At 46.9% G+C, this 19,501-nt stretch carries 21 protein-coding genes; 16 read left to right on the top strand and 5 right to left on the bottom strand.

Going from position 1 to position 19,501, the window contains the following annotated elements:
- The first annotated feature begins 47 nt into the window (after window positions 1-47).
- Window positions 48-485 carry a 50S ribosomal protein L13 gene (gene rplM, locus H9X84_RS07135; protein WP_205133614.1) on the top strand — a complete coding sequence of 146 codons (438 nt, stop codon included), beginning with the start codon at window positions 48-50 and terminating at the stop codon, window positions 483-485.
- Between the two features lie 18 nt (window positions 486-503).
- Window positions 504-896: a 30S ribosomal protein S9 gene (rpsI, locus tag H9X84_RS07140; protein WP_205133615.1), complete on the top strand. Its 393-nt coding sequence runs from the start codon at window positions 504-506 to the stop codon at window positions 894-896.
- Window positions 897-1,127: 231 nt separating this feature from the next.
- Here the strand turns inward: rpsI and H9X84_RS07145 are convergent, their stop codons facing one another.
- Both H9X84_RS07145 and H9X84_RS07150 read right to left on the bottom strand, forming a co-directional pair.
- Window positions 1,128-2,114 (bottom strand): tyrosine-type recombinase/integrase, encoded by a 987-nt coding sequence (locus H9X84_RS07145; RefSeq protein WP_330612299.1) that lies wholly within the window; start codon window positions 2,112-2,114, stop codon window positions 1,128-1,130.
- A 133-nt stretch (window positions 2,115-2,247) separates the two neighbouring features.
- Window positions 2,248-2,874, bottom strand: a complete 627-nt coding sequence (locus H9X84_RS07150; RefSeq protein ID WP_243423601.1) for a helix-turn-helix domain-containing protein — start codon at window positions 2,872-2,874, stop codon at window positions 2,248-2,250.
- Window positions 2,875-3,033: 159 nt separating this feature from the next.
- Here H9X84_RS07150 and H9X84_RS07155 point away from each other — a divergent pair, with 159 nt between their 5' ends.
- From H9X84_RS07155 to H9X84_RS07190, 8 genes are all read left to right on the top strand, one after another.
- Entirely contained in the window at window positions 3,034-3,267 is a 234-nt protein-coding gene (locus H9X84_RS07155) for a hypothetical protein (protein WP_205133618.1), read from the top strand.
- Between the two features lie 136 nt (window positions 3,268-3,403).
- Window positions 3,404-5,713 carry a DUF3987 domain-containing protein gene (locus tag H9X84_RS07160; protein WP_205133619.1) on the top strand — a complete coding sequence of 770 codons (2,310 nt, stop codon included), beginning with the start codon at window positions 3,404-3,406 and terminating at the stop codon, window positions 5,711-5,713.
- Between the two features lie 353 nt (window positions 5,714-6,066).
- On the top strand, window positions 6,067-7,329 hold the full coding sequence (locus H9X84_RS07165) for a plasmid recombination protein (RefSeq protein ID WP_205133620.1): 1,263 nt from the start codon (window positions 6,067-6,069) through the stop codon (window positions 7,327-7,329).
- A 141-nt stretch (window positions 7,330-7,470) separates the two neighbouring features.
- Complete coding sequence (locus H9X84_RS07170; protein WP_158099785.1) at window positions 7,471-7,623, top strand: hypothetical protein; 153 nt, start codon at window positions 7,471-7,473, stop codon at window positions 7,621-7,623.
- Window positions 7,623-8,771 carry an adenine-specific methyltransferase EcoRI family protein gene (locus tag H9X84_RS07175; RefSeq protein ID WP_089704910.1) on the top strand — a complete coding sequence of 383 codons (1,149 nt, stop codon included), beginning with the start codon at window positions 7,623-7,625 and terminating at the stop codon, window positions 8,769-8,771. Before H9X84_RS07170 ends, H9X84_RS07175 begins: the two co-directional genes overlap by 1 nt.
- A gap of 1 nt (window position 8,772) precedes the next feature.
- Window positions 8,773-9,882, top strand: coding sequence for an HNH endonuclease family protein (locus H9X84_RS07180; protein WP_089704906.1), 1,110 nt, complete (start codon window positions 8,773-8,775; stop codon window positions 9,880-9,882).
- Window positions 9,883-9,930: 48 nt separating this feature from the next.
- A complete protein-coding gene (locus tag H9X84_RS07185) occupies window positions 9,931-10,803 on the top strand; it encodes a hypothetical protein (RefSeq protein ID WP_205133621.1) in 873 nt (290 codons plus the stop codon).
- Window positions 10,804-10,811: 8 nt separating this feature from the next.
- Window positions 10,812-11,975, top strand: coding sequence for an AAA family ATPase (locus H9X84_RS07190; RefSeq protein ID WP_087369953.1), 1,164 nt, complete (start codon window positions 10,812-10,814; stop codon window positions 11,973-11,975).
- Window positions 11,976-12,028: 53 nt separating this feature from the next.
- Here H9X84_RS07190 and H9X84_RS07195 read toward each other — a convergent pair whose 3' ends face one another.
- From H9X84_RS07195 to H9X84_RS07205, 3 genes are all read right to left on the bottom strand, one after another.
- A complete protein-coding gene (locus H9X84_RS07195; RefSeq protein WP_087369955.1) occupies window positions 12,029-12,292 on the bottom strand; it encodes a DUF6809 family protein in 264 nt (87 codons plus the stop codon).
- A complete protein-coding gene (locus H9X84_RS07200) occupies window positions 12,289-12,678 on the bottom strand; it encodes a TnpV protein (RefSeq protein WP_087369957.1) in 390 nt (129 codons plus the stop codon). The genes H9X84_RS07195 and H9X84_RS07200 overlap by 4 nt, the downstream gene beginning before the upstream one ends.
- Window positions 12,679-13,449: 771 nt before the next feature.
- Complete coding sequence (locus H9X84_RS07205; protein ID WP_205133622.1) at window positions 13,450-14,022, bottom strand: flavin reductase family protein; 573 nt, start codon at window positions 14,020-14,022, stop codon at window positions 13,450-13,452.
- Between the two features lie 129 nt (window positions 14,023-14,151).
- Here H9X84_RS07205 and H9X84_RS13090 point away from each other — a divergent pair, with 129 nt between their 5' ends.
- The 6 genes from H9X84_RS13090 (at window position 14,152) to H9X84_RS07230 (ending at window position 19,492) form a co-directional block, all read left to right on the top strand.
- Complete coding sequence (locus tag H9X84_RS13090; RefSeq protein WP_243423603.1) at window positions 14,152-14,778, top strand: hypothetical protein; 627 nt, start codon at window positions 14,152-14,154, stop codon at window positions 14,776-14,778.
- Between the two features lie 24 nt (window positions 14,779-14,802).
- Entirely contained in the window at window positions 14,803-15,153 is a 351-nt protein-coding gene (locus tag H9X84_RS13095) for a helix-turn-helix transcriptional regulator (RefSeq protein WP_243423605.1), read from the top strand.
- A gap of 548 nt (window positions 15,154-15,701) precedes the next feature.
- The gene (locus H9X84_RS07215; protein ID WP_205133623.1) at window positions 15,702-16,514 is read left to right on the top strand and encodes a hypothetical protein; all 813 of its coding nucleotides are present in this window, start codon (window positions 15,702-15,704) and stop codon (window positions 16,512-16,514) included.
- Window position 16,515: 1 nt separating this feature from the next.
- A complete protein-coding gene (locus tag H9X84_RS07220; protein ID WP_205133624.1) occupies window positions 16,516-17,043 on the top strand; it encodes a hypothetical protein in 528 nt (175 codons plus the stop codon).
- A gap of 176 nt (window positions 17,044-17,219) precedes the next feature.
- The gene (locus H9X84_RS07225; RefSeq protein WP_205133625.1) at window positions 17,220-17,681 is read left to right on the top strand and encodes a MarR family winged helix-turn-helix transcriptional regulator; all 462 of its coding nucleotides are present in this window, start codon (window positions 17,220-17,222) and stop codon (window positions 17,679-17,681) included.
- A 62-nt stretch (window positions 17,682-17,743) separates the two neighbouring features.
- A complete protein-coding gene (locus H9X84_RS07230) occupies window positions 17,744-19,492 on the top strand; it encodes an ABC transporter ATP-binding protein (RefSeq protein WP_205133626.1) in 1,749 nt (582 codons plus the stop codon).
- Window positions 19,493-19,501 lie beyond the last annotated feature (9 nt).

A 19,501-nucleotide genomic window follows, 5' to 3' on the forward strand; every position in this document is an offset into this window, starting at 1 on the left:
TAAAGTCAAAGGGTCGAACAAAAAAATAATAAGGGAGGTAAAGAACCATGAGAACAACTTACATTGCGAAAGAAGCAGATGTAGTAAAGAAGTGGTATGTTGTTGACGCAACAGATCTGACACTGGGCCGTCTGGCTTCCGAAATCGCAAACATCTTAAGAGGTAAAAACAAACCCCAGTACGCACCCAACGTTGACATGGGCGACTATGTGATCGTGGTAAACGCGGAAAAAATTGCTGTAACAGGCAAAAAGCTGACACAGAAACTGTATCAGCATCACACAGGCTACATTGGTGGTCTGAAAACAGTAAGACTGGACAAAATGCTGGAAACACACCCTGAAAGAGTTATCGAACATGCTGTAAAAGGTATGCTTCCTAAAAACGCTCTGGGCAGAAAAATGTTCTCCAAACTGCATGTTTACGCAGGCGCGGAACATCCCCACGCAGCGCAGAAACCTGAAGTTTTGGAACTGAAATTTTAATCGAAGGAGGAAGGCATAATGGCAGCAGCTAGATATTACGGTACAGGCAGAAGAAAATCTTCCGTAGCAAGAGTTTATCTGGTACCCGGCAGTGGTAAAATCACAATCAACAAAAGAGATATCGACGAATATTTCGGTCTGGAAACACTGAAACTGATCGTTCGTCAGCCTCTGGAACTGACAGAAACAACCGCAAAATTTGACGTTCTGGTAAACGTAAAAGGCGGCGGCTTCACAGGTCAGGCAGGCGCAATCAGACATGGTATCTCCAGAGCTCTGCTGCAGGCAGACGGCGATTTCAGACCTTCTCTGAAAAAAGCTGGCTTCCTGACAAGAGACCCTCGTATGAAAGAAAGAAAGAAATATGGTCTCAAAGCAGCAAGAAGAGCACCTCAGTTCTCCAAGAGATAATTTCCACTGCTTCTCAGTACGTCTTTGGACGCTGTTTTGCAGAAAACTGGATGGTTTTGGAGTTGTGAGAGTTCCTCAGAAGTGTTCCGTTTTACTCCGTAAGGAGCAAGCAAGGAGCACACAAGGAACAAGAATCGCAAGCGAAAACAAAAGCCTTATGAAGCAGGAGATCGTTCCACAAGGAGCGTATCTCCTGCTTTTTTTGTGCTGCACGGTTTTTCCTTCTTCCTTTTAGATCTTGTTGATTGCCTCCACCAGTGTTTCAATATCCAGGTGGGTGTAGACACGTTCGGTGAGCGTCATGGCACCGGAGTGTCCCACAATCTTCTTGATCATGGTTTGGTCTACATGGGCCTCTGTCAGCATGGAGATGCAGGTGTGCCGGGTACAGTGTGGCGTCTGGTCATATCCAAGCTGCTCCATCAGGGGTGTGAAGTAACTGTCGTAATAGTTCCTGTAATCGAAGTGCTTTTGGTCCGGCGTGTGGAGCAGATATTCACACTGAGAACCTTCGTACCATGCTTTGTAGAATGGCAGCACCTTGTCGGCAATGGGGACTTTCCGCAGGCCGTTCTCGGTTTTGCTGGCGATCACATCAAAGTACTGTTCTTCCAGATGTACGTTTTCCTTCTTCAAGTCCAGGAACTCCGAGATGCGGCAGCCGTTGTAGATCAGCATCAGCACGATTTGATAGTACGGATCTTCCGCAAGCTCCCACAGGCGGGCAATCTGCTCCTTTGTGAACTTGTTCCGGTCACGCTTGTTGGGGTTCTTATCCTTGTACCGGCTCAAATCCACAAACTCGGAGTAATCCTTGTTGCAGATGTCGTTTTTCATGGCGTAGGCGTACAGCTGATTGAACAGCCCCTTGAGTTTTTTTAGGGTGGGGTAATTCTTCCCGCAGGTGTCCACCACAAATTGAAGATCCATCAGCCGAATATCCCGAAATACCTTGTTGTAAAGTGTTCCGCATACCCGATAGGACGCCTCATAGCCTTTTACATTTGACTTGGAGATGGTGGGAAACTTCTCCTTTGACCAGCGTTCATAGACCTCCTGGAAGGTGGCCTTGGATGCCTTGATGTCAAAGGGATTGTTGTTGTACTCTGCCAGCATTTGCAGCCCCTCTGCTCTGGTTGCCGCATAGCCGATGGTAATTTGTTCCTGAACAGACTTTCCAGTTTCAGGGTTGACGTGCCACCCTACCGTTTTCCTCACTGCATAGGGCCTTCTTCGCTTTCCGGACATTTTCTTGACGCTTCCATATCCGTTGGGTAATCTCAAAAAATCTCAAACTTCCTTTCTCCCAGCGTTTGAATTAAATTTGATGAAGGGTATGCAACACCCTTTGTTATTCCTGGTCGCCGTTTTCTTCGGCGGCCTTTTTCATTTTCTCCAGCATCTGCCGATCCAGTTCGTTGCGCCGCTGAATGCGCTCCAAATCGGAGAGGACTTCCACTTCCTTGTCCTGAAGTTTGGCATCTGCGTAGTAGGCCAGTTCCTTTTCAATCCAGCGGTCAAAGGATTCCTGATCGGTCCAATAGGTTTCCAGCTTTTCACGTTCGTCCCGGAACTCTTCCAAAATCAGGCACAGGGAATCGTTCATCTCTGCGGAGTGGTCATTTCCATTGAATTTCAGGGAGCAGGACCATTCTTCGCTGTGGGGTGGGCGCTGGACGTCGATCTCGAACCGGATACCGGCCTTCTTGTTTAATTGGTAAAGAACCGCTATCACATCAGACAGGCTATCCAACTGGATTTCAGGTTTCTGGTAGCCAATCAGGTCTGCCGGAGATATGTTTAAGATTTTGGCGATGGCATTGATCATCGCTATGGATGGCTCAATTTCACCGCTTTCGTATTTTTGAACTGTGCGCATCGTCTTGTCCAGACGCTGTGCCAGCTCTGTTTGGCTCAAGTGAGCGGCCTTGCGGGCTGCCTTGATTCTCTCGCCAATTTCGGCTGGGTTGCTGTGCATTGTCATCACCTCGTTTGTATTGTAACACGAAGCCGTACGAATTACAAGGTCGCAATACGAATAATTTTTTCGTATTTAGTGTTGACAAGCTGTCGAGGATGGCTTATAATCGAAATACGAACTAATAATTCGCATATTGGCAATAAGGAGGTCATTCACATGGAGAAGAAAGTTTATGTCGAACTGCCGCCCTTCACTGGACGCAATGTCCCCATCACTGAGATTGCAGCCGCCATGCACAAAGATGCCCAGTATGTGCGCACTGGCTTGCAGCAGGGAATCCTGAAATTCGGCTATGCGATCAAGCTGGAAAACTCCAACGAGTACAACTACTACTGCCCCGACAGAAAGGTGTGGGAGGAAATTGGATATTTCCAGCCGGAAACCGCATAAAAAAAGAGCCCCCATCCTGGCAGATGAGAACTCTTGGCGACAGTACAAACGGCAGCTGCCGTGTGACTATCACTCAGCAAGGATATTATAACACGACAGCTGCCAAATTCAATAATTATTTAAGGAGGAACAGAATTTGACAGCTTTACCAGACAGCATCATACAAAATGGTCTGTTCTGCTGCTGGAAGTACGAGGAACGGAATGGGAGGAAAACGAAGGTGCCATACCAGCCGGAAACCGGCCTGGGAGCAAAAAGCAACGATCCTTCCAGCTTCGTACCTTATAAAACAGCAGTACAGGCCAGCGGATATGATGGCATTGGAATTGGCATTTTCAACGGCATCTGTGCGATTGACCTGGACAACTGCCTTTCGGACAGCGGCTATTACACCCAGACCGCCGCAGAAATTGTGGCCTTAATGCACAGCTATACCGAGTACAGCCCCAGCGGCAACGGTCTGCACATCCTCTTTTCGGCAAAAGGCTTTCAGTATGATACCAAGCGATTCTACATTATGAACCATCAGGCCGGAATCGAGGTTTATGTGGCGGGAGCAACCAACAAATATGTCACCGTGACCGGAAACCGCTGTGAGGACTATGAGTATGGTGACCGGACCCAGGAGCTGCAAGTGTTGCTGGACAAGTTCATGCGCAGGCCAGAGGTATGCGCAGAAAATGCAATAAATGCAAAAAACTCTGATTTAAGCATGGAGCAGCTTCTGCAACTGGCAAAAAGCAGTAAGAATGGGGCAGCGTTCACAGCCCTTTGGAACGGTTCGTTGGAGGGATATTCGTCCCCATCAGAGGCAGATCTGGCGCTGTGCAGTCATCTCGCCTTTTGGACAGGACGGGATGTTGCCAAGATGGACACTATGTTCCGGCAGTCGGGATTGATGCGGGATAAATGGGACCGGCAGCAATCCGGCACAACGTATGGTGCAATCACCATTCAGAAGGCAATCGAGCATTGCCGAGAGATCTACACTCCAAAAGCGGAGCCGTCACCGGTTTTTCAACCTATTGTTCCGCTGACGCCACAGTGGAGTGATCTGCCTGCATTTCCGGTAGACGCTCTCTCGGATGTGATTCGGAATTATGTGAGTGCGGTGGCCGAACACAGTCAGACTGCCCCGGACATGGCAGCGGCGATCAGCCTGGGTGTGCTGGCAACCTGCTTACAAGGGAAATACAAGATAGAGGGAACGCCGGGATACTGTGAGCCTTTGAGCTTGTACACAGTGGTGATCGCCGCACCGGGGGAGCGAAAGTCCAGCGTCATGCGGGATATGACCACATTCCTCTATGAGTATGAGCAGGAATATAACAAGGCGCACAGCATGGAAATACGGGAAAACCACTTGCAGCGGGAATCTCTGGAACGTCAGATTTCCGGTCTGCAAAAGAAGCTGGAGCGTAAGGAAAGCCAGGAAATGGAGCTGGAGCTACGGCAGCTTCAGGAGCAGTTGGAAGAAACTCCAGAACGAAAGCCGGTTCGCTTTTTTGCGGACGATTGTTCCAGTGAAGCTCTGACCAGCTTAATGGCAGCTAACAACGGAGTGTTCTCCGTGATCTCCACCGAGGGCGGCATATTTGACATCATGGCAGGACGGTATTCCAACAAATCCAACATTGATGTCTGGCTGAAAGGCCACTGTGGGGATGCCATTTATGTGGATCGAATGACCCGTGAAGCGGAGTGCATCATGCACCCGGCATTGTCAGCCATCCTCTCGATTCAGCCCAGTGTGCTGGATGAAATCATGTCCAATACCACCATGACCGGGCGGGGCTTGATTGCCCGCTTCCTGTATGCGTCCCCACCATCCAGAATTGGCAGCCGGGTCTTTCGTACCCAGCCGATTCCGCCCGAAATAACCGCCGCTTATCGCAGCTTGATTTTTCGCCTGATGGCTTTACCGATTGCTGGAGATGCCCAGACGGTACACCTTTCCGAAAAAGCCTTTGACCTGATGGCCGATTACTTTCAGGAACATGAGAAGTTTCTGGTTGGCGAGGGACAGGCAATTTCCGATTGGGCAAGCAAATATATCGGTGCCGTACTCCGGATTGCAGGACTGTTGCACTGTGCTGATATGGAAGATGACAAAGCAGAAGTAACAGCTTCTACGATGAGCAAGGCGATTCAGATCGGCAAATACTTTCTGGCTCATTCCACCTACGCCTATTCCATGATGGGTACTGACTTGAGCATTCAGAAAGCTAAATTTGTCCTGGCAAAGCTGAAAAAGAAGAACATATCGGTGATCAAGCGTTCAGAGCTTTTTCAGATGTGCCGGGGAAAGTTCTTCAAGAAAACGGAGGAGATTTTTCCGACGCTGGAACTGCTGGAGGGACATGGATACATTCGTCTGGAAGAACCGGAACGCCAGTCGGTGGGCAGACCAGCCGATGTGAAAATCATCGTGAACCCCGCCGCATGAAACCGGAATTATCTGCATTTATTGCATTTCCTGCACAGAGTTGCACTCTGGTATCGCACCACCGTCCCCATCGAAAAATCCTCAGATTTGGAGATGGAAGGTTCGGGAGAATCCGGTGGATTTTCCCGAACCGTGGCCGGCAGGATTGCTTACCGGAGCAAGGAGGCCGGACACACCTGACTTGCTGTGTGGATAGCACACGCAAGTCAGGGAGGCTCCCGCAGGAGCCGCATCCCCCCTCGGAGAGCCCACGATACTTTGCAGCCGCAGGATGAAAGTATCATAGTGGGTTATTACACTTCCGCAGGAAGTGCGCCCCGGCCCGCAGGCCGTACAAACGTGAAAGGAGCTCTATGGCGAGAAACGACGGGATTGACCGTACCAGTGCAAGAAACGTAAACTTGACTGCCGCCAAAATCGGAAATGCCCAGCGGCACAACGAACGAGAAAAGGAATCCTATACCAACCCAGATATTATACCAGAACACACCCCTCAGAACATCCATTTTAAGAAACCTACCGCCGGATATGCAGAGATGTTTGCTCAGATGGAAAAAGACGGTGTAATCTCCACCCGTGGTCTGAAATCAGACGCCAACCTTTACGGGGAATTGATTTTTGATGTAAACTCCGCCTACTTCTATAACCATGGTGGGTATGAGTTTGCCAAGCGATTTTATGAGGACGCTTACAAAGCTGCCATAGAGATCGTTGGCGGCGAACAGTATATTCTCTCCGCTGTTATGCACGCCGATGAGCGTAACCGGGCCATGTCCGAAGCACTGGGGCAGGATGTATTCCATTATCATCTCCATGTGGTTTATGTTCCGGTTGTGGAGAAGCAGATCCTCTGGTCTAAGAGGTGCAAAGACAAATCACTTGTGGGAACTGTCAAGGAAACAATTATGCAGGTGAGCAGCAGTAAAAAATGGCTGTCTAAACCGGCATTGGACGAACAGGGAGCGCCTATTCTCCAGAAGAATGGCAAGCCGGTGCTGCGGAAGTCTTACAGCGTTCTCCAGGATGATTTCTTCCGGGCTATGCGAAACGCTGGATATGCGGATGTGGAGCGTGGAGAACGGGGTAGTTCCGAGGAACATTTGACCGTGACACAGTTCAAGGTGGAACGGGAACAGGAGCGATTGGAACAACTCACCGCACAAACGCAGCAGAAAGAGCAGCAGGCAGCTTCTCTGGAAAAGAAGATTGAGAAGATTCAAAAACAGCAGATTGCGGTTCAGGAAGTGGAGCAAATAGAACCTCATGCCGTTCCGTTTTCCTCAAAAGTTATGCTGGATCGTTCTGAATATGAAAATCTGGCAGCTGCGGCAAAGAAGTTTTATGTCCAGGAGCGCAAGGAATCCAAGCTGCAAAAGGCTTTGGATGCAGCGATGAAAATGATAAGTGAGTTGAAAGCAAAGGTCGCCGCACTGACCGCAGAACTGGCAGAGTACAAGTCCGTTCGGGGGCAGCTTCGCACCGTAGACTTGGAGAAGGAAAATGGTGAGCTTCGTGGTAAACTCCGCAAATATGAAGATGTAATTTCTCGGCATAATTTGTGGTCATATTTTTCACAGCATAGAAGAAGCGAGATTGATAGAGGAGAGTCGCGATAATTAACAAACAAGGCGGAGAAATATCTTATCTACAGCTATAAAACAAAGACGGAGCCAGTCTAAGTTTGTTGATTTATGTGCCATTTTGTGGTACACTATTACACAAGTACACAATTAAATGTGCATGAGAGGTAAACGATTATGGCAGAAAGAAACATGGTAAATCTGACAATCACGATGACACGGGAAGAGCGCAAAGCGCTCAAGCAGATTGCTTTGGATAAAGACATGACGGTTTCTGCCCTTCTGCGTGAATGGCTGAAAGAATATCAAGCAAAGGAGGCAGAGCAGTAATGGCAAAGAATGCTGATTTAGGTGCTGCCAAAACAGCTAAAAAGGATGAATTCTATACACAGCTAACTGATATTGAAAAGGAAATGCGATATTATCGCAAGCACTTCCAGGGTAAGACGGTGCTGTGTAACTGCGATGATCCGTTTGAGAGCAACTTTTTTAAGTATTTTGCGCTGAATTTCAATCGTTTGGGGCTGAAAAAGTTGATTGCAACTTGCTACTATTCGTCTCCGATTGCAGGGCAGCAGTTACAATACGGTTGTGACGCAAACGGCCAGATGACTTTTTACTTTGAAGATAAGGGTGCAGAAGAAAATAAAAGCAAGCGTCCTTATAAGGCTGTAGTTACTCAAGTATATGACAAGATGGGTGACGGTGGCGTGGATATGCTGGATGTGGCAGAGCTGTTCAGAACCGGCGAAAATGAGTTGGTAGAGCTGGAGGGCGATGGCGATTTCCGTTCGCCTGAATGTCTGGCCTTGCTGGATGAATCAGATATTGTGGTTACAAATCCGCCATTTTCATTGTTTCGTGAGTATGTAGCTACGTTGGTGGAGCATCAAAAGCATTTTATCATTATTGGTAATGTTAATGCACTGAAGTATAAAGAAATATTCCCGTATATCATATCAAATCAGATATGGCTTGGAGCAAGTATCCATTCGGGAGATAGAGCTTTTTTTGTTCCGGATGATTATTCACTTGATGCTTCGACTTGTGGCATTGATGAAGCTACAGGCCGAAAATATATCCGAGTAAAAGGCGTGCGGTGGTATACCAATCTTGACATGAAACAGCGCCATGAGGAACTAATTCTCGTAAAGCGATATAGCCCAGAGAATAATCCTTCGTATGATAATTATAATGCCGTTGAAGTTTCTAAAACTGCTGATATTCCATGTGACTACACAGGTATCATGGGAGTTCCGATTACATTCTTTGATAAGTTTAATCCGGATCAATTTGAGATTATTTGGCAAGCGTCAGGAAATACACGAGCATCTGCTCCGGTTGAGATATTAGAACAATTAGGATATAAACCGAGCAAAGAAGATCGTGGGGGATGTTGTTTGCTCAATGGCAAAAGGACTTATGACCGTGTGTTCATTCGTAACAAACATCCAGAACCACCGAAAGAGGTGAAATGATATGCAAATCAAAGAACTGAAAGTAACTGTCGGTGAAGTCTGTGAGGGCTATTTCAATGATGCAGAGGAAGGTGTCGTTGGATACGACGAGCGCCTTGATATAAGGCCGAAGTATCAGCGGGAGTTCGTCTACAAGGACGCGCAGCGTGATGAAGTCATTCGCACTGTCATGAAGGGCTTACCGCTCAATGTGATGTACTGGTGCAAGGTGAAGAAAGAGGACGGGTCAGATGGATTCGAGGTGCTGGATGGTCAGCAGCGTACCATTTCCCTGTGCGAGTATGTAGACGGCACCTTCTCTGTAGATGACAAGTATTTTTATAATCTACCGGCCGACAAGAAGCAGCAGATTCTTGACTATCCCCTGTTTGTGTATGTTTGTGATGGTACGGACAGCGAAAAGCTGGAATGGTTCCGTATTATCAACATTGCAGGCGAAGAATTGACCGATCAGGAGCTGCGGAACGCCGTCTATGCCGGTAGCTGGACTTCTGACGCAAAGCGGTATTTCTCTAAGACCGGCTGCGCAGCAGGTATGCTGGCTGGTGATTATTTGAAAGGCGCTTCTATCCGTCAGGAATACCTTGAAACGGCTATTTTCTGGGCGGCCAGCGCTGAAGGAAAAACCATTGAAGCGTACATGGCTGAACATCAGAACGACCCAAGTGCGGTGCAGCTGTGGAACTATTTTCGCTCTGTGATCGACTGGGTACAAGCGATTTTCCCCAAAAAGCGCAAAGAAATGAAGGGGTTGCCATGGGGCCTTTTCTACAATCAGCACGGCAAGCGGACAGACCTTGACCCCAAGAAGCTGGAGACGGAAATTCAGCGACTCATGGGTGATGAAGATGTGACCAAAAAATCCGGTATTTATGAGTACCTGTTGACTGGCGAAGAAAAGAAACTGTCAATCCGTTCCTTTGACCGTCGGGATGCTCTTGCGGCTTACGAGAAGCAAGGACATAAGTGTGCTATTTGTGGTGAAGAATTTGAGTTTGAACAGATGCACGCTGATCATATTACACCGTGGAGCAAAGGCGGCAAGACGACGCCTGATAACTGTCAAATGCTTTGCCGGGATTGTAATCTAAAAAAAGGTGCACAGGAATAGGCTTCAAGAGAACGTGGCTAAAGAATTGGGCTGCAAGGAGGGGATTAATTGAAGAATATGTTTAATATCTACTATATCAACAACGAGAAAGCTTCCGAAATTTCAATGTTGTTTGATAATCAGATAGTAGAGAAAATTACTCGTATTAAGAACACAGAACTATCATTAGCGGGTGATATGGATGCCACTACAAGCGCTGCTTCAAAGATTCCCGTTATTGGTCAGTATTTGCCCAGCATAGATCTAAATGGTAATTTATCTCATAGTAGATCTAATGGAGTGGAAGATACCGTAAAAGTAGTAAGCTCTAAATCAACAATTCTCAAACCTATTTATGAAAAAGCCAAAGAAGTGCGTCGGTTGGACGATAGCAAGGTTGGGAATTTGGTAAAAATTAAAGATGTTTACCTTACTGTCGTAAATTCCAATGATGTTTTGGCTACAAAAGCGCTTATGAGTGGTTTGGTGAGTCAAGTACCTGTTAAAGGCATTGGTAATATGAACTTCACCTCTCTTGTGGAGGTAATGTTTAAAGGCTCCGCCTATGTTCTTTGCGGTGAGTTGCCACATAGATTTGGCTCCAATGAGCACATGATGCTCAAAATTCCCATGAGCGCTGAAAATGAAATGGAAAGTCAGTACAGCATTTCGGACATTGAGATCGGTAAAGTTACTGTGCTTGGCATTTATCGAGGAGAATTTGAACGCAGTGATGTTGAGCGAAAGATCAATCGCATGATGGCGTTAAACGATAGCAGTAAAAAGAATCAAGAGCAGACAGTCAATTTTCAAGACAGTGGTATGGATATTGAAGATGGCGTCCAAGAAGAGGCTAAAAAAGATATTCCGAATGCTTCTGGTACGCAGGGGAAGGTTCATTACATCGATGTTATTGCAATTATTCAGGACCTTAATGCTTAGGTGTTATTATGGATAGAGTAAGTATTTATGAGTACGATCGAAAGAACCGAGAGCGTGTTGTTAAAGCAATTGAAGAAGCTGATGGGCAAATATTAAGTTGGTCTTTTTTCGCCAAAGATCAATCAAAATTTGACTTTCCTGCAGGTACTCGCTCGGTCTTTATTGATTTGTCTTCATTATTTTATAGCGAAGATCGGGCTGATGCTCTTGTTGCACCAGCAGAACTTATGTTGAATGCTGTTCAAAAAGAGCAGTCTGTTGCCTTGTATGTCATTATCGAGCGTCAATATAGCAAACAAGTTCAAGATTTGCTGTATTACAAAATTGATAAAGTTCTTGAGCTTGAGAGCTTCCTTAAAATTGAAAAGGACCCAATTCAAAATATTGTTGACGTTAATCAGTCTGATTTTGACAATATCTTAGATTACTTAAATCAAAATCTTTTTGGCAACGAACTATTCAAAAAACGCTTAAAGGAGGAATTAACAAAGTATAGGCTTTTCAATCGAATTGGCCAACAGCCGATTTTCTCTGTTTTAATATGTGGTGCATCGGGCATTGGTAAAACAGAAGTCGCCAGATTGCTCCATCAGAAGTTGGCACCAGAGGAACCAATGATAAAAATTAATTTCGGCAATTATAGTGCTCAAGATGCACTGAATAGTTTGATTGGTAGTCCACGAGGTTATATTGGCAGTAATAAAGGTGAATTACCGGACAAGCTTATGCGTAGCCGAAGTAAGGTAATCCTGATAGATGAATTTGAAAAAGCCAGCAAACCCGTTTATAACTTTTTCTTGCAGCTGCTTGAAGAAGGAAAATTTACAGACTCCTTAGGACGAGAGTATGACTTAGATAAATACATTATTGTCTTTACTTCCAATATGCCTAAGGAAAAGATCGGAGAATTTCTTCCTCCTGAATTGCGTTCAAGGTTTAATTATAAATGCGCTTTCTGGCCGCTTTCCACAAAGGAAAAAGAACAATATGTAGCATTTAAGAGCGAACGTTATTTAGAGAAAATAAGGTGTGAATGTCCCGAAATAGATAGCGATTTGAAGGCTTCTGATATAGTGCGTATTGATGTTTCACGCTATTCCAATATGCGTGACATCAATGGTGAAATAATGCGTCAGATCACAGACGCGCTGTACGAGCAGATCGTCGAGTAGAAGTAATAAATCAGCCGAGTAGCTAACTACTACCCGGCTGATCGTTGATATTGTTATTCGTCCATGACCTCAAGCATCATTCTGGCACCCAGCTTAAAGCTATTTTGGAACAGCAGGCACTCTGCCATGGTCTGATACTCACGAACGGCGTCCGTATATCGAGAGAACAGTTCTTTCTGTTCATCCGTCATGGTTGCCTGAAGCTTTTCTTCATTTCGGGTAATCAGGTGAAGCACTTCCTTGTATTCCTTGCAGGCGTTTGTGTCGTATTCGGTCGGTTCAATGTTGCCATACCAAAATTCTTCAAGAAGTCTCATACGGCATCCTCCCCATAGATCAGCTCTTGGAGGATGATTTCCTCTGCCCGGTTTCGGATGTTATTCATAGCTCCCACCCATGCCATCTGATCCTGCGCTTTCAGCTGCTCATTGATACCCTCCTTCTCTGCCAGCTGTGTTATGAGCAGATGGAGTTTGTTTCGTGCCTGGGTATCAATATCAGCCAGATAGCTGAGCAATCTTCCGCTGAGAATGAGATTAGAATAGAGCATAGGTCGATGCTCTTTCAGGTATTGCTGGTGCTTTCTGCCCCACATGCCAATAGAAGATGTCCCCGCTTCATCCAGCACTAAGCAGGGGATATAGTAGTTGCCCTGGAGTGCATACCAAAGGCCGTTGCTTTGATCGAAAATGTATTTTTCCATTATGCTGTCCTCCGTGTCTGAATTTAATTTTGAGGTGAAGACAAGAACAGCAACCAGGTTTCTTCCCTTACTGTTGTCCTGCGTTGCCCTGGGCAGCGATACGCAAGGCACACATAAGGAGCAAAACCTGTTTTTCGTGCGTCATGCACGAGAATGAAAATTAGAATCTGATGTGCAGAAAAACCGCAGTATTAAGCCAAAAATCAGGCGGAAAGCGAAGAAATCACCGGATGTTTGGCAGGGGTGGCACCAAGCCCTTGAAGTTCAGCAAGCGCTAATCTCACTTACCCAAGAGATAATTGGAGTCCGATATGGCTTACAAACCCCGGAAAATCAAGGTTTTCCGGGGTTTTCCTTTTGATGTGGTTTGATGAAGTTTGATATAACAGGACCCATTTTCATCCGATTTTTAGTGGTTACCAAGTGGATAACCGGCAAAAAAGATGGTCAAAAGAGGGCCATGTGGTTACCAAACAGGATAACCGAAGGCCGGTTTTTGTCCCCCGGAGGAGTACTTTTTTCTCCTCCGTCATCGACCATTTTCATCTGATTGGTTTGAGATAATCTGCCCTGATTTGAATACAACAGAATAAATCTAATCGCCAAGCGCTCAGTATTTTTTACTGTGTGCTTTTTGCGTTTCCGGGAAATTTTGTTCCGAGATAAGAAAAGGCCGTCACTTTCATTTTTTTGAAGTGACGGCTTGTGTATATTCCCGGTGAAGGGAGATGTCCATTCGTCCGGATGTCGGCGATAAACGCACACTGTAATTTACATGAACTTCTTTCCTTCACCCCAGGCGGTTCCCACCCGTTGCCCCAGGCTAACATAGCTGGTGCCAAAGGGATCGTACAGAATCATCCCCGTTTTCAGGGAATCTACTCGCCCGCTTTGATCCAGGACGGAGGCATCGGCGGCCACATTGACAATCCTGGCAAGGACCGTGGAAAAATTAGTGCCGTGGGCAATTTCAACGAGCTGGCATTCAATGACCAGGGGGCTGCCCTCAATGATGGGCGCATCGACAAATTGGCTCTTAACGGCTTTTGCCCCGGTTCGCTCGAATTTGTCGGGAACATTCCGGCCGGATACGCTGCCCCAATAGTCCACCTGCGCCAGCAGATCCTGGTTGACCAGCGCCACCGTGAAGGCGCGGCGCTTCTCCACATTGGCATGGGTCTTGCTGCGAGGGCCGATACACAGGGCCAAATCTCCGGCGTTGGTCCGCATGGCTTCGTGAAGGTTCATCACATTGACCGTGCCATCATCATTATAAGTGGCCACCATCAAAACCGGCATGGGATAACCGAAGCCAAATGCGTAGGGTCCCAGATTTTTTAACATTTCATACACACTTCCTTCTTCTTTTTTGCTGATATTATAGCGCACTTCTTGACGGAAAACAGCGCTATATATTAAGATTAAGTATGGCTTTATTTAATCTACCGTAGGGAATAAAAGGAGAACGCAAGTATGTACAAATACATGGATCAGGAAATTCTGCTGGCCCTGGAAACGCTGGGGCAGGAGTTTCCACGCCTGAATTGGGATTTTCGCCCTGACCCCGCTTCCGGCAGCGGAGAATTGGTCTCCTATTGGCCGGGGGAATCGTCGGAAGAAGTGATGGTAAACGTATTCAAAGGAAATTTTATTCAGGAGCCTTTTCATCGCCAGGATTTCTTTTTTATCCATTTCGCCTATCAGGAATCCTACGAGACCCTGAGCGTCAAAAATCACAGCCGGATTTGTGTGCCGGAGGGAAGCTGCTGTATCGGACAGCCTTACAACGGTTATGCAGCCCGCCGCGTGTCAGATAAGGAGTGTATCATCATCGGCATACTGATTCGCAGGGATACATTCATCCGGGAGTACCTGCAATCTCTTTCGGCGGACACCGCCATGCTCCGGTTCTTTCTTGAGCCGCAAAAGAACCGCTACTCGGAGGAGTTTCTCCATTTTACCATTCCCGACGATTCACCGGTTTGGAAACTGCTGGGCCTCATCGTTTGGGAGTACGCCAACAAGACGGAACACATCCAGAAGATTATAAAGCCCATGGTCATGGCCATCTCCATGTACCTTTCCGCGGAATATAAATAGCAGCGCCTGGCTGTACAGGAAGTTTTGGAAGATCGGATTGTGCAGTACATAGAAGCAAATTCGGATACCGTAACCCTGGCGTCCACCGCCGCACACTTTGGTTATCATCCGGTCTATCTTTCCAAACTTCTGCCGAAAAAGACAGGACGAACTTTTTCTGAAATTCTGCTGGCATCCAGGATGCGGCGGGCAAAACTGCTGCTGAATCAGACAGATCTGCCCATAGAAAAAATAGCTGATATGCTTGGATACGGCAACAGCAGCAACTTTTATAAGGCATTCCGGCGCTATTTCGGTATGTCACCACGTGCATATGGCAAAAGCGGAAAGAAATCTATTGGTTCTCTGCGCCTTGAAGATGAGTCCCTGCCTTAGTGACGATTCTCAGAGGGAGTGACAAGCACAGCAACCTGTTTTCTTTCCTTACCGTTGTCCTGGGCAGCGATACGCAAGGCGCGCATAAGGAGCAAAATCTGTTTTTCGTGCGCTATGTACGGGGATAAAAATTAGAACATAATACGTGGAAAAACCGTATGATTAAGCAAAATCAGATGAAAAGCGAAGAAATGACCGGATATTTGGCAAGGGCGGCACAAAGCCCTTGAAGTTCAGCAAGCGCTAATCTCATTTACCCAAGAGATAATTATTTATTGGAGAACCTTATCCCCAAGATCCTATGGGTCTTAGGGATTTTTTATTAGAAAACAAGAAAACCGAGTGTATGTTAGCGCTGGGTTTTGGGAAAGCTTCCGGAAAGCAGATTTTTGAGAGTGCATGGATATAAATACAATTTCAGGAGAGAATAAACTTTTTTTTCGCTTTTTTGGCAAAATCTTTTCTTTTGGTGAAAATATGAAAATTTTCTATGGGTTTTTTCTGTATTTTCTGGTATTCTGATAGAAGAGCGAAAAGGGGGGAGCGATATGAAAAAAACATGGGAGCTTCCGCTGGTACTGGCAGCGATCCTGATTGTTTTTTTAATCAATTTTGTCATATATCTGGCGGCTCGTCTGGAGGAACCGGTATTTCTTTCCCATTATTACAGTGTGCCCATGGAGGACTGGATGTCCCTGGACTTTTCTTATATCGCCAACCGGGACGAGAACAAGGAGATATTATCTGTCAGCCTGCCGGAACTGGATTATCTGGAGGGAATGCCAAGAAACTGCAATAAAGAGGATTACGGCGTATATAGCCTGTATGATACATCAATCGAGTTTCATTTTCCTAAGGAGATGCGCAACTCTGATTTGATCTTTACGGAAATGGAGATTTTATGCGCCGACGGCACAAAAAGCCGGGTGGATGTGGGGGAAGTCCATTTATATGTGCCTATGGAGGAAAGTGAGGCCTTATCTCTGGTGGCCTGCGGCAAGGAGGCCGACGGCAGTGCTTATGTGGCATGGTATGCGCAGGAGGATGTGGAGATTCTGGGGATCACCCATTATGGGCAGAACCGGTTTTCTGATGTTCTGTATCTGAGGGATGGAGACGGTCAGGAGGTTACGTTCCCTATGAAACTGGCGGCAGGAGAAGAGATGGAAATTATCGCCAGCATGGAACTTCTGCCGGGAGATTACCGGCGGCAGGAAGTCGTAGGGATACATCCCTGGTTTCAGACGAGAACATCTGACGGAAGTCTGGCGGAATTTTCCGCCGGGGAAATGGTCGTCCATGAGCCGAATCTGGGATTTAGGCAGATTTACCGTATTCTGAAAATGAAGGGGGCCATCTGAGATGAAGAAAATCAGAAACTGGATGTATGTGGGCCTTGTGCTGCTGATCGTAAATCTGCATATCGGCGGGATCAATGTTCTGCCCCGGGCCCTAGGCTACGCCGTTTTGACATGGTGCGTCTGGACCATGCAGAAAGAGGAGACAGGCCGTCACTGGCAGACTTTGCTGGGGGAACTTTTAACGGCATACTCTCTGGTGTTTGAATACAGCGGGATACGCGCGACGATTCCTTTTTGGACCATCAGTGTGGGCTATCAGGTACTGGATCTGCTGTTTTTTTACGGTATTGCCACACTGCTGTATCAGAAACGTCAGGAGGAATTTATCCTGCTGCGGCGGCGGAATCTGCTGATGATCTGTGCGGTCAATATCATGGCCTTCTGCTTACAGCTGAATCTGCCGGCCATAGGTCTGGTACGGGGCATTACGGATGTGATTTATCTGCTGTATCTTTTTTTGGCCATTGTGCCTTTGTGCAGAGAGACCCCGCCTTTGGCGGAGTGTCCGCAAGAGGAAGAAGTATTATAAAAATGAGAACAGACGGTTCCGGCCGCGGCCAGGAGCTGTCTGCTTTTTTATTGGGCAAAATCCACAAATATGAGAATTTCATTAAAGAAGAAAAAAGTATTGACAATAAAATTAGATCGAGTATAATGTTAGACGGAAAACAGTTCGATAGCTAACAAATGAAGGGAGCGCGTAACATGCAGGATAAAACTATTCTGCTGCTGAATCGTGTCGTACATCGGTTTTTCCGGGAATTGGACAACAGAACTTCTCAAAAGCTGAATGAAAACATTACAGGGCAGAATATGATGGTAATTGGGTATCTGGCGCACAGCAGTGAGCCGGTGTACCAGAAAGATCTGGAGGAGCATTTTTCTATCCGGCGTTCCACGGTATCCAAGGTACTGCGGCTGATGGAGGAAAAAGGCATGATCGAGCGCCGGGCTGTCAGCGCCGACGCCAGATTGAAACAGATTCTGCTGATGCAGAGGGGCCGGGAGATCCATCAGACATCGTCGAAGATTTTTCATGATCTGACCCGGAAAATGTATGAAGGGATTTCGGAGCAGGAGAAGGAAGCTCTGTGTCAGATCCTGGAAAAAATGGAGAAGAATCTGTGCGGCAAAGAGCCCTTTGGCTTTTTTGACGCCTGTGACTAGGAGAAATTCCTTACATGCAGGAAGAGACGGAACTGTAAAAAAAGAAGGAGGGAAAACAGAAAATGGTTGGCTGTTTGTTAAAAAGCGTCAGGGAATACAAAAAAGCTTCTTTCCTGACACCGTTTTTTGTCACCTGTGAAGTAGTGCTGGAGGTATTGATTCCAATGCTGATGGCAAAGCTCATCGACTTCGGTATCGAGGCGGGTGACCTGAATTATATTTTGAAAATGGGCGGCGCTCTGGTGGTCTGCTGTATCGTTTCGCTGATCTTCGGCGCCCTTTCCGGCAAATACGCAGCGGACGCTTCCGCCGGTGTGGCGAAAAATCTGCGTATGGATATGTACCACAAGGTACAGGGATATTCCTTTTCCAATATTGATAAATTTTCCGCCGCCAGTATCGTAACCAGACTGACAACGGATATTACCAATATCCAGAACGCGTACCAGATGATTATTCGTATCGCGGTGCGTTCCCCCATCATGCTGATTTTCGCGTTGTTTATGGCATTCCAGATCAATTCCCATCTGGCGCCGATTTTCGTAATCGCCGTGCCCATTCTGGCTGTGGGGCTGTGGCTGATCGCCAGCAACGCCAAGGTGATTTTTGAACGGGTATTCCATACCTATGATGAATTGAACAACGTAGTACAGGAAAATCTGCACGGCATCCGTGTAGTAAAATCCTTTGTTCGTGAGGAACATGAGACCCAGAAGTTCCGGAAGGTATCCGAAGTTATTTTCCAGGACTTCTCTAAGGCGGAAAAACTGCTGGCCTTTAACGCGCCGCTGATGCAGTTCTGCGCCTATGGCTGTATGCTGCTGATCTCCTGGCTGGGGGCAAAGCTGATTGTGCAGTCCGGCAATAACCCGGCGCTGGGTATGACCACCGGGGATCTGACCAGTATGTTCTCTTACACCATGCAGATCCTCATGAGTCTGATGATGTTCTCTATGGTATTCGTTATGATTACCATTTCTTATGCGTCTATGGAAAGAGCCGTGGAAATCCTTCAGGAGGAAAGCGATATTCATAATCCGGAATCTCCTGTCTACGAAGTAGAGAACGGCAGTATTTCTTTTGAAAACGTAAATTTCCGCTATGGCAAACGTGCTGATAAGCTGTGTCTGGATCATATCAATCTGACAATTCCTTCCGGCGCGACGGTGGGAATCATCGGCGGCACCGGCAGTTCCAAGAGTACTCTGGTACAGCTGATTCCCAGACTGTATGACGTGACGGAGGGCTGTGTCAAGGTCGGCGGCAGAGACGTACGGGAGTATGATGTGGAGGCGCTGCGGGAAGCGGTTGCCATGGTACTTCAGAAAAACGTGCTGTTCTCCGGCACCATCAAGGACAATCTGCGCTGGGGCGACGAAAACGCCACAGACGAGGAAATGGAACGGGTGTGCAGACTGGCTCAGGCCGATGAGTTCATCCAGAATTTCCCTGACAAATATGACACCTATATCGAGCAGGGCGGTACCAACGTATCCGGCGGCCAGAAACAGCGTCTGTGTATTGCCAGAGCTCTGCTGAAAAAACCGAAGATCCTGATTCTGGACGACTCCACCAGCGCCGTAGATACCAAGACGGATACCCTGATCCGCAAGGCGTTTAAGGAGGAAATCCCCAATACCACAAAGATCATTATTGCCCAGAGAATTTCTTCTGTAGAGGATGCGGACATCATTCTGGTTATGGACGATGGCAAGATCAATGGTATGGGTACCCATGAGGAACTGCTCCAGAACAATCAGATTTACCGTGAAGTATATGAATCCCAGCAGAAAGGGGGGCTGGAAGGATGAGCAGAACGA

This window comes from Anaerotignum lactatifermentans, from assembly GCF_016902535.1.
GTDB classification, from domain to species: domain Bacteria; phylum Bacillota; class Clostridia; order Lachnospirales; family Anaerotignaceae; genus Anaerotignum; species Anaerotignum lactatifermentans_A.

Coding starts and splice junctions, on each gene's coding strand:
- rplM (WP_205133614.1), top strand. CDS start 48: ATGAGAACAACTTACATTGCGAAAGAAGCAGATGTAGTAAAGAAGTGG.
- rpsI (WP_205133615.1), top strand. CDS start 504: ATGGCAGCAGCTAGATATTACGGTACAGGCAGAAGAAAATCTTCCGTA.
- H9X84_RS07150 (WP_243423601.1), bottom strand. CDS start 2,874: ATGCACAGCAACCCAGCCGAAATTGGCGAGAGAATCAAGGCAGCCCGC.
- H9X84_RS07155 (WP_205133618.1), top strand. CDS start 3,034: ATGGAGAAGAAAGTTTATGTCGAACTGCCGCCCTTCACTGGACGCAAT.
- H9X84_RS07165 (WP_205133620.1), top strand. CDS start 6,067: ATGGCGAGAAACGACGGGATTGACCGTACCAGTGCAAGAAACGTAAAC.
- H9X84_RS07170 (WP_158099785.1), top strand. CDS start 7,471: ATGGCAGAAAGAAACATGGTAAATCTGACAATCACGATGACACGGGAA.
- H9X84_RS07175 (WP_089704910.1), top strand. CDS start 7,623: ATGGCAAAGAATGCTGATTTAGGTGCTGCCAAAACAGCTAAAAAGGAT.
- H9X84_RS07180 (WP_089704906.1), top strand. CDS start 8,773: ATGCAAATCAAAGAACTGAAAGTAACTGTCGGTGAAGTCTGTGAGGGC.
- H9X84_RS07190 (WP_087369953.1), top strand. CDS start 10,812: ATGGATAGAGTAAGTATTTATGAGTACGATCGAAAGAACCGAGAGCGT.
- H9X84_RS07195 (WP_087369955.1), bottom strand. CDS start 12,292: ATGAGACTTCTTGAAGAATTTTGGTATGGCAACATTGAACCGACCGAA.
- H9X84_RS07200 (WP_087369957.1), bottom strand. CDS start 12,678: ATGGAAAAATACATTTTCGATCAAAGCAACGGCCTTTGGTATGCACTC.
- H9X84_RS07205 (WP_205133622.1), bottom strand. CDS start 14,022: ATGTTAAAAAATCTGGGACCCTACGCATTTGGCTTCGGTTATCCCATG.
- H9X84_RS13090 (WP_243423603.1), top strand. CDS start 14,152: ATGTACAAATACATGGATCAGGAAATTCTGCTGGCCCTGGAAACGCTG.
- H9X84_RS07215 (WP_205133623.1), top strand. CDS start 15,702: ATGAAAAAAACATGGGAGCTTCCGCTGGTACTGGCAGCGATCCTGATT.
- H9X84_RS07220 (WP_205133624.1), top strand. CDS start 16,516: ATGAAGAAAATCAGAAACTGGATGTATGTGGGCCTTGTGCTGCTGATC.
- H9X84_RS07225 (WP_205133625.1), top strand. CDS start 17,220: ATGCAGGATAAAACTATTCTGCTGCTGAATCGTGTCGTACATCGGTTT.
- H9X84_RS07230 (WP_205133626.1), top strand. CDS start 17,744: ATGGTTGGCTGTTTGTTAAAAAGCGTCAGGGAATACAAAAAAGCTTCT.